This window comes from Thioalkalivibrio sp. AKL19 (genome assembly GCF_000420165.1).
Lineage (GTDB): Bacteria > Pseudomonadota > Gammaproteobacteria > Ectothiorhodospirales > Ectothiorhodospiraceae > Thioalkalivibrio.
Genome location: NZ_ATUK01000005.1, coordinates 14,467 through 28,012, shown reverse-complemented (window position 1 = coordinate 28,012; position 13,546 = coordinate 14,467). Strand labels below are relative to the sequence as shown.

At 67.8% G+C, this 13,546-nt stretch carries 10 protein-coding genes; 2 read left to right on the top strand and 8 right to left on the bottom strand.

Features of this window, described 5'->3' with window-relative positions; all coding sequences use genetic code 11:
- Positions 1–214 precede the first annotated feature (214 nt).
- The 3 genes from F817_RS0101740 to F817_RS0101730 all read right to left on the bottom strand — a co-directional run bounded on the left by F817_RS0101740 (position 215) and on the right by F817_RS0101730 (position 4,505).
- The gene (locus tag F817_RS0101740; RefSeq protein ID WP_024326031.1) at positions 215–1,870 is read right to left on the bottom strand and encodes a BCCT family transporter; all 1,656 of its coding nucleotides are present in this window, start codon (positions 1,868–1,870) and stop codon (positions 215–217) included.
- A 79-nt stretch (positions 1,871–1,949) separates the two neighbouring features.
- Complete coding sequence (locus F817_RS0101735; RefSeq protein WP_024326030.1) at positions 1,950–3,101, bottom strand: putative zinc-binding metallopeptidase; 1,152 nt, start codon at positions 3,099–3,101, stop codon at positions 1,950–1,952.
- A gap of 105 nt (positions 3,102–3,206) precedes the next feature.
- Positions 3,207–4,505, bottom strand: a complete 1,299-nt coding sequence (locus tag F817_RS0101730) for an alpha/beta hydrolase (RefSeq protein WP_024326029.1) — start codon at positions 4,503–4,505, stop codon at positions 3,207–3,209.
- 248 nt (positions 4,506–4,753) lie between these two features.
- Between F817_RS0101730 and F817_RS0101725 the strand changes: the two genes are divergently transcribed.
- On the top strand, positions 4,754–5,233 hold the full coding sequence (locus F817_RS0101725; protein ID WP_024326028.1) for a cupin domain-containing protein: 480 nt from the start codon (positions 4,754–4,756) through the stop codon (positions 5,231–5,233).
- Between the two features lie 147 nt (positions 5,234–5,380).
- Here F817_RS0101725 and clpB read toward each other — a convergent pair whose 3' ends face one another.
- The 3 genes from clpB to rluD all read right to left on the bottom strand — a co-directional run bounded on the left by clpB (position 5,381) and on the right by rluD (position 9,967).
- Positions 5,381–7,963 (bottom strand): ATP-dependent chaperone ClpB, encoded by a 2,583-nt coding sequence (gene clpB / locus F817_RS0101720; RefSeq protein WP_024326027.1) that lies wholly within the window; start codon positions 7,961–7,963, stop codon positions 5,381–5,383.
- Between the two features lie 269 nt (positions 7,964–8,232).
- Positions 8,233–9,015 (bottom strand): peptidoglycan editing factor PgeF, encoded by a 783-nt coding sequence (gene pgeF, locus F817_RS0101715; RefSeq protein WP_024326026.1) that lies wholly within the window; start codon positions 9,013–9,015, stop codon positions 8,233–8,235.
- Entirely contained in the window at positions 9,008–9,967 is a 960-nt protein-coding gene (gene rluD, locus F817_RS0101710) for a 23S rRNA pseudouridine(1911/1915/1917) synthase RluD (protein ID WP_024326025.1), read from the bottom strand. Before rluD ends, pgeF begins: the two co-directional genes overlap by 8 nt.
- A 79-nt stretch (positions 9,968–10,046) precedes the next feature.
- Here rluD and F817_RS0101705 point away from each other — a divergent pair, with 79 nt between their 5' ends.
- Complete coding sequence (locus F817_RS0101705; RefSeq protein WP_024326024.1) at positions 10,047–10,889, top strand: outer membrane protein assembly factor BamD; 843 nt, start codon at positions 10,047–10,049, stop codon at positions 10,887–10,889.
- Between the two features lie 218 nt (positions 10,890–11,107).
- On the opposite strand, the gene F817_RS0101700 is transcribed toward F817_RS0101705, so the two are convergent.
- Together F817_RS0101700 and F817_RS0101695 are read right to left on the bottom strand one after the other, a co-directional pair.
- A complete protein-coding gene (locus F817_RS0101700) occupies positions 11,108–11,446 on the bottom strand; it encodes a P-II family nitrogen regulator (protein WP_017940393.1) in 339 nt (112 codons plus the stop codon).
- A gap of 405 nt (positions 11,447–11,851) precedes the next feature.
- Positions 11,852–13,546 (bottom strand): NAD+ synthase, encoded by a 1,695-nt coding sequence (locus F817_RS0101695; RefSeq protein WP_024326023.1) that lies wholly within the window; start codon positions 13,544–13,546, stop codon positions 11,852–11,854.

The window sequence follows — 13,546 nt, the reverse complement described above, 5'->3', positions numbered from 1 at the left end:
CTCCGGATCAAAATTCCTGCGTCCCATATCGTCTCCTCGATCAGATCCTCATCATTCCACCGATCGAGGTGTCCACCAACATTAGACCAGCACAGCATAGCCCCGAACACCCACTGCGAAGCGCATGGGATTTCCACCCATTCATTCTTCCTGTCTTCCCAACTTCCTGTTAATCGCTCTTTACGGTTTTCGTCGTGGTGGAAGACCGGGGTCGTCAGGGACCCCGGCGGTCGTCTTCGGCGCGGGCCTCGGGGGCATCGTCGTCCACGTCGAAGTCCTCGTGGACGCGATCCGGCGGGATCGCCCACGGCTCGCTGGGGGCGACCGTGTGCTCGCCCGGGCGCGGCGCGTAGCGCTCGTCTTCCAGGGCGCGCATCAGGCCCACCACCATCATCAGCATCACCAGCGAGAACGGCAGCGCGGCCAGGATGACCGCGTTCTGCAGGACCTCCAGCCCGCCGGCCAGCAGCAGCACCCCGGTCACCAGACCGATCATCGCGCCCCACAGGATCAGGTGAATCGCCCGGTGTTCGGTGGACCCATGGGCCAGCAGGGTGTTGATGACCACGATGCCGGCATTGGCCGAGGTCAGCAGGTAGGTCGCGATCAGCACCGTAATCAGAACGGCGCCGGTCTTCGCGATCAACCAGGGCTCCAGGGTCTCCATCGTGGCGAAGGTTGCCATGGTGAGATCCTCGGATACGCGCTCGGCGATATTCGCGATGCCCTCGACCTCGGCGTGCAGCGCGGTGCCACCCAGCAGTGCAAGCCAGAAGAAGGTGATCAGGGTGGGCACCAGCAACACGCCCATCACGAACTCGCGCAGGGTGCGCCCGCGCGAGATCCGCGCGATGAACAGCCCGACGAACGGCGCCCAGGCCAGCCACCAGCCCCAGTAGAAGACGGTCCAGTCCGAGTGCCACTCGTCCATGTGGTGGGCGTGGGTGTAGAGCGAAAGACCCAGAAGGTTCTGCATGTAGCTGCCGCTGGACTGCACGACCAGGGCCAGCAGGTACTGGGTCGGCCCCGCCACCAGCAACAGCCCGAGCAGGGCGACGCTGAGCCAGAGGTTGGCCTGGCTGACCCGCTGCACCCCGGCCTGCATCCCGGTCACTACCGACACGATCGCGATCACGGTCAGCAGCGCGGTCAGCATCAGCAGGCCGCGATCCCCTTCCAGCGAGAGGCCCACGGTGTGTGCCAGTCCGGCCTCCAGTTGCTGGATGCCCAGGCCCAGGGTGGTCGCGATCCCGAAGACCGTGGCGATAATCGCCAGCAGATCCACCAGGTCCCCCGGCCAGGTATGGCTGTACTTGCCGATCAGCGGGTGCAGGGCCGAACGCAGGGCCAGTGGCTGACCCTTGCGAAAGCCGAAATAGGCGAGGATCAGTGCCAGCAGGGCGAACACGCCCCAGGCGTTGAGCCCCCAGTGGAAGTAGGTCAGGACCATGGACATGTCCGCGGCCGCGGCCTGGTCGCCATTGTCGATCAGGAACGGGTTGCCGCCGTAATGCGACAGCGGCTCGGCCACCGCCCAGAACAGCAGGCCGACGCCCATGCCCGCGGCGAACAGCATCGACAGCCAGGACAGCGTGGTGAACTCCGGGACCTCGTCGTCGCGCCCCAGGCGCACGTTCTTGTAGCGCCCGACCCCGAGCCAGATCACCATGACCAGGAAAAAGGCCATGACCACCACGTAGTACCACTCCAGCAACGGCGTAACGAAGGTGCGCGCATCGCCCACGACCGCGCCCAGCTGTTCGGTGCGATAAACCCCCAGCAGGGCGATAACCACCACCAGGATCAGCGCCAGCGGCGCAACGCGCGGATTCAGCCCCTTGAACGGGCCGCGGGTAGCAACGTTGTACATCTCGCGTCCTTTCGCTTGTGCGTTGGGTTCTCGCAGGACCGGGGCAAAAGCCCGGGGATTGCCGGTGCCGGCCGACCGCTCAGGTGCCCGTGGCACCCGCCGGCTGCGCACGCGTAGCCGTGCGGAAATCCTGAATGACCTGGTGCACGAACGCCAGCTTGGCGATGGCGGTGGCCGTCAGGACGAAGGGATAGACATGCGGGTGGCCCATGCTGCGGTTCAGGCTGTTCAGCGCGCTGACCAGTGGCAGCCAGTGTTCCAGCAGCAGGTCGAAGCTCGCCGTGGCATAGGCGTCAAAGGCCGGCAGCTGTCCCTGTGCCCCCAGGCGGGCCGACGGGCCCGCGGCGGGGACGATGTCCATGTTGTAGGCCGAGGCCGTGTCCAGGGTATCCACGATATGCAGGTAGTGGGCCCAGGTCTCGGCCCAGTCCTCCCAGGGATGCGAACTGGCATAGGCGGAGACGAACGAGGCCTGCCAGTCCGCCGGCGGCCCATGGGCGTAGTGGCGCCGCAAGGCCCCGTCGTAGTCCGCGCGCTCGTCGCCGAAACGCTCGCGAAAGGCCTCATGCCAGTGAGTACCGCGGATCAGGCGATCCCAGTAGTAGTGCGCGGACTCGTGACGGAAGTGGCCGAGGATGGTGCGGTAGGGCTCGGCCATGGCCTCGCGCATGCGCTCGCGTACCGCCGGGTCGGCCTCGGCGATGTTGATGGTAATCAAGCCGTTGGCATGGCCGGTGACCACACCGCCGCCCTCGCGGAATTCGGGAGCCGGATCGGCCAGAAAGTCGAACGCCAGTCCCGCGGGATCATTCTTTCGCGGCACCACGGGCAGGCCCAGACGCAGCAGCGCGTACACCAGCCGCCGCTTCTCGGTCTCCAGGCGCTCCCACAATCGCGCGTTGCCCGGCACGCTCAGGTCGGGGATGGTGCGATTCAGGCGGCAGGCCCGACAGAAAGGCTCGGCTTCCTCATGTGGCACCATCCAGTTGCACACCGCGTCCACCGCGTAGTGCCGGCACTGGCGATAAAACCGCCCGTCCGGCTCGTCGGCCACCCGCCACAGGCCACCGGGGATCGGTCGCCCGCGGGCCCCCACTGCTTCCCCCGCCGGCACCAGGGCGGAGATTTCCAGACGGTCGGGCAGGAATCCCAACTGGTGGCCGCAGCGGGTGCAGAAGGTGTTATCGAAATACACCCCCTGCCCACAAACCTCGCACTCGAATAACTGCATCGCGCTCCCCGCTGACAAGCCCGCCGCGAACATCGACTCGGCGGGCATCCCTTCAGACTACGCCGATCCCGCTGCGCCGTCGCGGTGCAAGGATCCCGCCGGACATCACTCTACCTGTTCCCCGGACAGCAGATCGCGCACGCGTTCCAGCACCAGCGGATGCGACAGGATACCGGCGTGCGTCGTCGCCACACCGAAGACCGAGGCGGCCTCGTGCTGGGCCGGCGGGTGCAGCATGCTGGCCAGCGTGACCACCCCGTCCGTGGTGGAGCGTGCTCCGCCCTCCCCGCGCTGGTAACCGAACAGCAGGTGCAGTTCGGTCCCCTCCGCCGGATCCGTGAACAGGCCATCCAGGTAGTCGCTGCCCGGTGCCATGTCGCGCCAGACCGGGATCACCACCGGCGAGCGTTCCACACCCCGCTGGGCGCGCTCGTGCCCGGCCCAGGGCGTGGACAGGGTGATCATGGCCGGCACGGACGCCGCCGCCTCGCGCCGGGCGCGTTCATTCAAAAAGCCGCGAGCGACCAGTCCGCCCATGCTGTGCGCCACCACCGGCAGCGAATCCACGCCATGCCGGACCTCCAGCTCCTCGACCACCTGTGCCAGGTGCGCCGCGGCCGACTGCAGCGGCAGGCCGGAGGCGTAATAGTAGAACCACGGCTGGTAGCGCTCGCGATCCACGGCCTCCAGCAGCCCGGCAAAGTCCCGCGGGGAGCCGTTCATTCCGTGGACGAACAGCACCGGCGTCCGTCCCGGATCGTACGGTTCCAGAAAGTACACCCCGGCATACCCTTCCAGCACGAAATCCAGCGGGCGCCACTGGCTGCCGCGCGCCACCTCGGACGCAAAGCGCGGATCGCCTAGGTGGACGATCTCGCCATAGGCCGTCACCCGGCCCAGGCTCACCGGCGCCGCATCCGGGCTCACGGGATCCGCCGGGGCACGCGTCTCCGGCAGCCGAATGGCATGGGCCAGGCGGTCATCCCCGTTCAAGCGGACATCGATCCCGGTCAGCCGGCCACCGGGGCCACAGTCCAGCGAATCGCCGCCCGCCACGTACTCGACCGGCGCACCGGCCGGGTGTACACGGTCGCCATCCTCGTCACGGAAGGCCAGCACGCTGTAGCGCCCCGGCTCCAGGGCAAAGAACCAGCTCCCGCCGCGCGCGCTGACCACGTGGTCCACCGGCTCGGGCACCGCGACCGCGGCGACCGGCTCACGAAACACCGCCACCACATAAGGCCCGGTCCCGTCCGATTCATCCGCCTCTTCGTTCGACCCGACCGTGCCACTGATCACACAGGCCCCGCCGATGCGCGCCAGCTGCTCGCGCGCATCCAGCAGCGAACACCCTGCCAGCCCCAACGCCAGCAACAGGACCGCCCACCCTCGAACCCAAACCATCTCGAACGTCCCTTTACGCCATCTCCAAGCCTCCGAGTGTAGCGGCCCCGCCATCGAGCCGCTGGCCTGTACCGACTAACCGCAACATCCGGCCACCCACCGCAAGAACGTTGAAGCCACTCCGCCGGGAAGCGGCCAGGATTACAGGCAAAGGCCGGCCCGCGCGGGCACCCGGCCGGTCAGCCACGCTTCGCCAACGCCCACCCGGAGCGCGGCCGGGTGAAGCCATGACCCACAGGAGGTACACCATGCCCAAACGCGAAATCCGGCCCACCGGGGCCGTACCACGGCTTGTCTCGGCCGCAGCGGCCCTCGCCCTGGTCGCCACCTGGACAGCGGTGACGGCGGATCAGGGCCCGGCCTTCATCCACGCACCCGACTCCCCCGATCTCGAATGGACCCCGTGCCCGGACTTCATGCCGGACGGCTGCCGGCTCGCTGTCCTGCAGGGCGACCCGGCGCAGCCCAATGCCGACGTCTTCTTCCTCCTGCCCGGCAACACCACGGCGCCCCATCACTGGCACACCAGCGCCGAACGCATGGTGCTCGTCAGTGGCGAGATGCAGGTCGATTACGACGACCAGGAGCCGGTGGTGCTGCGCCCGGGCACCTATGCCTACGGCCCCGCACGGCTGGCCCATACCACCCACTGCATTTCGGACGAGGATTGCATCCTGTTCATCGCCTTCGAGGAACCGGTGGACGCCCACGCCACCCACGGCCACTGACCCGGTCACCACCCAACCATCACCGGATGCGGCCATCGGCCGCATCCGGTCCCGCCCGCCGCCGTTCACCTCCCTCTCCACCTGCCCTGGACAAGAAAAGGCCCGCACGAAGCGGGCCTTGTTGGATCGCAATGGGTCGTGGGCCGATCAGGCGGCCTCGGCCGCCCGGGTAAAGGCGAGCTGGTCGCCGGCCATGTCCACCTGGATCGTGTCACCGGGGCCGAACTCGCCCGACAGCAGCGACTGCGCCAGCGGGTTCTCCAGCTGCGTCTGAATGGCCCGCTTGAGCGGACGTGCCCCGTACACCGGATCGAACCCGGCCGCGCCCAGGTGATCCAGCGCGGCCTCGGTGATGGTGATCGACAGATCGCGTTCCTCCAGCCGCTTGCGCAGGTACTGCAGCTGGATGTCGGCGATCGCACGGATCTGCTCGCGTTCCAGCGGATGAAACACCACCACGTCGTCCACGCGGTTGATGAACTCGGGGCGGAAGTGCTGCCCGACGATCTCCATCACCGCGCCCTTCATCGCGTCGTAGTTCTCCTCGCCGGCCATCTCCTGGATCTGCTGCGAACCCAGATTGGAGGTCATCACGATCACCGTGTTGCGGAAGTCCACGGTGCGCCCGTGGCCGTCCGTCAGGCGGCCGTCATCCAGTACCTGCAACAGAACGTTGAACACGTCCGGATGCGCCTTCTCGACCTCGTCCAGCAGGATCACGGAGTACGGCTTGCGGCGCACGGCCTCCGTCAGATAGCCGCCCTCCTCGTAGCCGACATAGCCCGGGGGCGCCCCGATCAGCCGTGCCACCGAGTGCTTCTCCATGAACTCGGACATGTCGATGCGGACCATGGACTCCTCGGTATCGAACAGGAACGACGCCAGGGCCTTGGTCAGCTCGGTCTTGCCGACCCCGGTCGGGCCAAGGAACAGGAACGAGCCGTTCGGCCGGTTCGGATCCGCCAGCCCCGCCCGCGAGCGGCGAATGGCATTGGCCACCGCACGCACGGCCTCGGACTGGCCGACGACACGACCGCCGATGGCCTCTTCCATGCGCAGCAGCTTGTCCTTCTCGCCCTCCAGCATCTTGGCCACCGGGATACCGGTCCAGCGCGACACCACCTCGGCCACCTCCTCGTCGGTCACCTTGGTGCGCAGCAGCTGGGTCTCCTGGCTCTCCATCTCGTGGGCCATGGCCAGGGACTTCTCCAGATCCGGGATGCGCCCGTACTGCAGCTCCGACATGCGCGACAGGTCACCGGCGCGGCGGGCCGTCTCCAGCTCGATGCGCGCGCGCTCGAGCTCTTCCTTCAACTGCGCGGCGCCGGAGACCGAGGCCTTCTCGGACTTCCACACCTCTTCGAGGTCGGAGTATTCGCGCTCCAGGCGCTCGATCTCCTCCTCCAGCGTGCCGAGGCGCTTCTTCGACGCCTCGTCGGCCTCCTTCTTCAGGGCCTCGCGCTCGATCTTCAACTGGATCAGGCGGCGCTCCAGGCGGTCCATGGACTCGGGCTTGGAATCAATCTCCATGCGGATGCGCGAGCTGGCCTCGTCGATCAGGTCAATCGCCTTGTCCGGCAGCTGGCGGTCGGTGATATAGCGCTGCGACAGCTGCGCGGCGGCCACGATCGCCGGGTCGGTAATCTCGATCCCGTGGTGGACCTCGTAGCGCTCCTTCAGCCCGCGCAGGATGGCGATGGTGTCTTCCATCGTGGGTTCGTCCACCAGCACCTTCTGGAAACGCCGCTCCAGGGCGGCGTCCTTCTCGATGTTCTGGCGATACTCGTCCAGCGTGGTCGCGCCGATGCAGTGCAGCTCGCCGCGTGCCAGCGCCGGCTTGAGCATGTTGCCGGCGTCCATCGCGCCCTCGGCCTTGCCGGCACCCACCAGGGTGTGGATCTCGTCGATGAACAGGATCACGCGGCCTTCTTCCTGCGAGAGCTCCTTGAGCACGGACTTCAGCCGCTCCTCGAAGTCGCCGCGATACTTGGCCCCGGCCAGCAGGGCGCCCAGATCCAGCGCGAGCACGCGCTTGTCCTTCAGGCCCTCGGGCACCTCGCCGTTGATGATGCGCTGGGCCAGGCCCTCGACGATCGCGGTCTTGCCGACCCCGGGTTCGCCGATCAGCACCGGGTTGTTCTTGGTGCGGCGCTGCAGCACCTGGACCGAACGGCGGATCTCCTCGTCCCGCCCGATCACCGGGTCCAGCTTGCCCTGCTCGGCGCGCTCGGTGAGGTCGATGGTGTACTTGTCCAGCGCCTGGCGATTCTCCTCGGCGTTCGGATCGTCCACCTGAGCGCCGCCGCGCATATCGTCCACGGCCTTCTCCAGGGAGTCCTTGTTGGCACCGGCGTTGCGCAGCATCTCGCCCACGCCGGCCTTCTCGTCGATGGCCGCGAGCAGGAACAGCTCGCTGGGGATGTACTGGTCCTTGCGCTCCTGGGCGAGCTTGTCGCAGACATTCAGCATGCGCCCCAGGTCATTGGATACGTGCACCTCGCCCGCGGCGCCCTCTACCTTCGGTAGGCGATCCAGAGCCTCGCCCAGCGCGGAGCGCAGCTGGCGCACGTTGGCGCCGGCGCGGTCGAGTACGTGGCGGATGGTGCCACCCTCCTGGTCCAGCAGGGCCAGAAGCAGGTGGGCGGGTTCGATGAACTGGTGGTCGCGGCCTACCGCGAGCGATTGTGCGTCCGCGATGGCGGACTGAAACTTGGTCGTCAGGCGATCCATTCGCATTGGGAAACCCCTCGGTCAAATCTGGGTGAACTGACACCAATGATGGGGACAATCCCCAGACCTTCAAGGATAGACGGACGGAACCGCCCGCATTAGACAAACGCCAACACCGTCACGAACGAACGTCGGGGCTGCGCGCGGAGGTTGCCACGGCCCCTGCGGGGCCTCGCAATGACGGGGCAGGGAAAAGCACCGGCATCGCGAGGAGCGCAGCGAAGCGGCGATCTCCATGGGCAACCGTCGCGCCGGACCGAGCGTCGGGGTTATCGCAGGTGGTCGGGGTCAACCCAGACGAGCGTGCCCATGCGGCCGGTCTCGCCGTCGCGGCGATAGGAATAGAAGGTCTCCGCCTCGGTGAAGGTGCAGCGCCCGCCACCGGCGACCTGCGCCGCTCCGACCCGCTGCAGGCGCTGCCGGGCCAGCAAGTAGAGATCCGCCAGCAGGCGGCCCTCGGCGCCGGGGCAAAACGCGGCGACGGCCCCCGGGTCGTGCGCGACAAAGACCTCGCGCACCTCGGGGCCGACCTCGAAGGCCGCAGGGCCAATGGCCGCCCCCATCCAGGCCTGGATCGGCAACCCCGGACGCAGCGTCTGCAGGGCCTCCACGGTAGCCTCCAGCACCCCGTCGGCCAGCCCGCGCCAGCCGGCATGCGCCACCCCCACCGCCGCGCCATCGGCGGTCGCCAGCACCACCGGCAGGCAGTCGGCGGTTTGCACCGCACAGACGACCCCAGGCTGACCGCTGACCACCGCATCGGCCTCGGCCGCGTCGCCGGCCTCCAGCGCCGCGTGCAGGGTGTCGGCAGTGATCACGCCGGTACCGTGCACCTGGCGCGGCCACACGATCGGCGCGGTCAGACCCAGGTCCTGTTCCAGCCGCCTCCGATTCTCGACTACATGTTCCGGGTCATCACCAGTGTGCAGCGCCAGGTTCAGCGCGGCCCAGGGGCCGGTACTAACGCCGCCCACCCGCGTGGTCTGGACCGCGCGCACGCCGGCCGGCAGTTCGCCGGGGGACGGCGCCAGCAGGGGCAGGGCCTCAGGCATCACCGGTCTCCCGGGCATCGGCGCGCAGGGCTGCAAGCAGACCCTCGAAGTCCTCCGGTAGCGGGGCCTCGAACGCGCAGGGTTCACCGCTCTCCGGATGTTCGAACTCCAGGCGCGCTGCGTGCAGTGCCTGGCGCTTGAAAGACGCCACCGTGGCTTTGGCCGCCTCCCCCATGCCCTTGACCGGGCGTGGGCGTCCGCCGTAGGTCAGGTCGCCCACGATCGGGTGGCGGATATGCGCCATGTGTACGCGGATCTGATGAGTGCGGCCGGTCTCCAGACGCACGTTCAGCAGGGTATGGGCGGGGAAGCGTTCGGCCACGCGGTAATGCGTGACCGCGGGCTTGCCACCGCCGGTCACCGCCTGGCGCTTGCGATCCACCGGATGGCGCCCGATCGGCTCCTCGATGGTGGCACCGCTGATCACCCGACCCTGGACCAGCGCGCGGTACTCACGGTGCACGCTGCGCGCCTGCAACTGGCGCACCAGGGCGGTCTGCGCCTCCGGGGTACGCGCGACCACCATCAATCCGGTGGTGTCCTTGTCCAGGCGGTGGACCACGCCCGCGCGCGGCAACTGCGCCAGTTCCGGCGCGTGGTGCAGCAGGGCGTTGACCAGTGTGCCGTCGCGATGCCCGGCCGCCGGGTGGGCCACCAGCCCCGCCGGCTTGTTGATCACCAGCACCGCAGCGTCCTCGTAGAGGACATCCAGCGCAATGGCCTCGGGCTGCGCCTCCAGCACCGGGGCCTCCGGCGCGATCAGTTCCACCCGCTCGCCACCGCGCACCGGCGTGCGCGGCCGGGGCGAGCCGCCGTCCACCCGCAACGCGCCCTCCTTCAGCCACTGCGTCAGCTGGCTGCGCGAATACTCCGGGAACAGCCGCGCCAGGGCGGCATCCAGACGTTGTCCCGCCGCTTCTTCCGACAGGCAGGCCTCGCGCGGTTCACCCATTGCGCGGCCTCCCGCTCGTCGCCACCGGGGCCTGATGTTGTAGAATCCCTGCACTTCGGTTCATCTGTGAGGCCTCGCCGTGATTTCTGTCCCGCACCTGTCGCGCCTGCTCGTCGTTCTGATCGTGGCGCTCGTGGCCGCCGGCTGTGCCGGGCGCGAAGACCCCACGCTCGGCTGGTCCGCCAGTCAACTCTACGGCGAGGCCAAGAATGCCCTGAACGAGGGCAACTACGATCAGGCCGTCGAATACTACGAAAAACTCGAGGCGCGCTACCCGTTCGGGCGCTACGCCCAGCAGGCGCAGATCGAGATCCCCTACGCCTATTACAAGGCCGGCGAGCCGGAGCCCGCCCTGGCGGCCGTGGACCGCTTCGTGCAGCTGAACCCGCGGCATCCGAACCTCGATTATGCGTACTACCTGCGCGGGCTGATCAACTTCAACCGCCAGCAGGGCTTTCTCGCCAACCTGTTCCCGCGCGACCCGGCCGAGATGGACCCGGAACCCTTCGACCAGGCCTTCCAGGACTTCGACCGCCTGATCCGCGAATTCCCGGACAGCCGCTACGCCCCGGACTCCTACCAGCGCATGATCTACATCCGCAATGCACTGGCCGCCTACGAGCTGCGCGTGGCGGAGTTCTACATGGAACGCACCGCCTGGGTCGCCGCGGCCCAGCGCGCCCGCAACGTGGTCGCCACCTACCCGGGCGCCGAGGTGATGCCGAAGGCCCTCGCCGTGCTGCATCGCGCCTACACCGAACTTGGCCTGGACGACCACGCCGAGAACACCATGACCGTGCTGGAACTGAACTACCCGGATGCCGCCGTGGCCGTGCGCGCCGGCGAACCGGTGGAACTGGAAGGCGAGGAACGCCGCGGTCTGTGGCGCGTGATGGACCGCATCCCCTTCCTGACGAACTAAGCTTCTTCTGGCGTTCGTTCAGTCCACCACGAAGCGCACGAAGGAAAGAGCATCTATCTACAGGAAGTCGGGAAGATCGGAAGAGGGACAGGGCAGCCTCGCGATTATCGACGCTTAGCCAATCGAGAATTTCTTCTCATCTTCCAACCTTCCTGTAAGCCGCTCTTGACCTTGTTTGTGTCCTCGCAGCAGCCCAAGCGGCGCCGGAAGAAGGCCGCTCAGAGGGCTTCGCTGCCCTCTTCGCCGGTGCGGATGCGGACCACGCGCGACATATCGGACACGAAGATCTTGCCGTCCCCGATCTTGCCGGTGCGTGAGGCCTTCACGATGGCATCAATGCAGGGATCAACGCGGTCGTCGTCCACCACCAGTTCCAGCTTCACCTTGGGCAGGAAGTCGACCACGTATTCCGCGCCCCGGTAGAGCTCGGTGTGGCCCTTCTGGCGCCCGAAGCCCTGGACCTCGGTCGCGGTCATCCCGGCAATGCCCATCTCGGTCAGGGCCTCGCGGACATCTTCCAGCTTGAACGGCTTGATGATCGCCTCGATCTTCTTCATGCGAATCCCTTTGGTTGAGCCCGCTGCGCGGGCGCTTGTCTCACATCCGGAAGTGTATCAAACCCCCGGCGCTGCGCTGTGGTCCCCGCCTCCCCGCAGCACTCGACGCTACCGTGGATTCACCACGACGCGCACGGAGAAGGGCCAGATCAAGGGCGTTTAACAGGAAGACGGGAAGGCTGGAAGAGGGCCTGTGGTTGATCGCGGAAGTCCTTTCCGGTCCGCAACATGCCGCCGTTCCGGATACGTCGGCCGGAGCGAGGCGCCGAGCCAGTATTGTCGGGGCCCGAAGACCGCACCCCGGGACACCCCATTCAGAACCTTCGGTACTTCCTGTCTTCCTGTGAACCGTCCTTGACCTTCTTCGTGGCTTCGTGGTCAACCCAAAAAATGCGCCGGGGCGGATCAGTCGGGGCGGTAGCCCGAGGTAATCGGGTAGCGCCGGTCGCGGCCGAAGGCGCGCGGGCTGACCCGTACCCCCGGCGCGGCCTGGCGGCGCTTGTATTCGGCGATGAACACCATGCGCGCGATGCGCTCCACCGTGGGCCGATCGAAGCCCTGCTCGACGATCTCGGCCACCGACTGTTCCTGCTCGACGAAGGCCTCGAGGATCGCATCCAGCACGTCGTACGGTGGCAGCGAGTCAACGTCCTGCTGGTCCGGCGCCAGCTCGGCGCTGGGCGGGCGCTCGATCACCCGCTCCGGAATCGCCGCCCCGCGCGTGTTGCGCCAGCGCGCCAGGCGATACACCCACTGCTTGGAGACATCCTTCAGCGGGGCGAAACCGCCGTTCATGTCGCCGTACAGCGTGGCATAGCCCACTGCCATCTCGGACTTGTTGCCGGTGGCCAGCAGCAACTTGCCGCTGCGGTTGGACAGCGCCATCAGCAGCACGCCGCGGGCGCGCGCCTGCAGGTTCTGTTCGGTCACATCCCCCGCCCCGGCCGGGTAGGCCGCCAGGGCATCCCCCAGCCCGGCCATGAAGCTCTCCACCATCGGCTCGATGGCGATCTCGTGGTATTCGAGGCCCAGAAGACGCGCCTGCTCCTCCGCATCCTCGATGCTCATCGAGGCAGTGTAACGATAGGGCATCATCACCGCGGTCACCGCCGCCGGGCCCAGCGCATCCGTCGCCAGGGCCGCGGTCAGCCCGGAGTCGATCCCACCGGACAGACCCAGCAAAACGCCGGGGAAACCGTTCTTGGCCACGTAGTCACGGATGCCGATCATCAGCGCCTGATAGAGGTCACGGGCGTCCGCCTCGTCCGGTTCCGGGCCGGGGTCGGTCAGGGTCGGAAGCATGCCGCAGGCGGACAGATGCATGTGCTCGTCGCGGGACCGCAGGACCGGCCCCTGCGCACTGCGAGTCGCCTCTACCTGGCCCTGGCCGGTGGCCCAGGCGGGCAGTACGGCGCGGGCCCCGTTGACCGGGTCGTGCACGAACGAGCGGCCATCGAACACCAGTTCGTCCTGCCCGCCCACCTGGTTCACGTAGACCACCGGACAGCCGGTCTCGGCCACCCGCGCTCCGACCACCTGCAGGCGTTCCTCGGCCTTGCCGCGGTGGTAGGGCGAGGCGTTGAGATTCAGCAGGAGCTCGGCCCCGGCAGCCTGCGCCCCGGCCGCCGGACCCGGTTGCCAGATGTCCTCGCAGACGGTCAGCCCGATCTGCCAGCCATCCAGCTCGACCACGCAGGGGGCATCGCCGGCGACAAAATAGCGCTGCTCGTCGAAGACCGAATAGTTGGGCAGGACCTGCTTGGCGTAGCGCGCGATACAGGCCCCGTCGCGCAGCCACAGGGCCGCGTTGATCAGGCCGGCGTCGCTGCGCACCGGGGCTCCCAGGATGACGTCGATGCCCCGGACCGCCTTGGTGATCGCAACTACCGCGCGCTCCACACCCAGCAGAAAGGCCGGGCGCAGCAGCAGGTCCTCGGGGGGATAGCCGGTGACCGCGAGTTCGGGGAAAACCACCGCGCGGGCGCCGCCGGCACGGGCCTGCTCGATCGCCTCGAGGATCCGGTGACGGTTGTCGTCCAGCCCGCCCACCACGGGGTTGATCTGGGCCAGGGCCAGACGCAGGGGCTGGTCAGGGGTCAT

Bases quoted from the DNA above. Each gene is read 5' to 3' on its own strand.
- F817_RS0101740 (WP_024326031.1), bottom strand. From the start codon at position 1,870: ATGTACAACGTTGCTACCCGCGGCCCGTTCAAGGGGCTGAATCCGCGC.
- F817_RS0101730 (WP_024326029.1), bottom strand. From the start codon at position 4,505: ATGGTTTGGGTTCGAGGGTGGGCGGTCCTGTTGCTGGCGTTGGGGCTG.
- F817_RS0101695 (WP_024326023.1), bottom strand. From the start codon at position 13,546: ATGACCCCTGACCAGCCCCTGCGTCTGGCCCTGGCCCAGATCAACCCC.
- rluD (WP_024326025.1), bottom strand. From the start codon at position 9,967: ATGGGTGAACCGCGCGAGGCCTGCCTGTCGGAAGAAGCGGCGGGACAA.
- pgeF (WP_024326026.1), bottom strand. From the start codon at position 9,015: ATGCCTGAGGCCCTGCCCCTGCTGGCGCCGTCCCCCGGCGAACTGCCG.
- F817_RS0101735 (WP_024326030.1), bottom strand. From the start codon at position 3,101: ATGCAGTTATTCGAGTGCGAGGTTTGTGGGCAGGGGGTGTATTTCGAT.
- F817_RS0101700 (WP_017940393.1), bottom strand. From the start codon at position 11,446: ATGAAGAAGATCGAGGCGATCATCAAGCCGTTCAAGCTGGAAGATGTC.
- clpB (WP_024326027.1), bottom strand. From the start codon at position 7,963: ATGGATCGCCTGACGACCAAGTTTCAGTCCGCCATCGCGGACGCACAA.
- F817_RS0101725 (WP_024326028.1), top strand. From the start codon at position 4,754: ATGCCCAAACGCGAAATCCGGCCCACCGGGGCCGTACCACGGCTTGTC.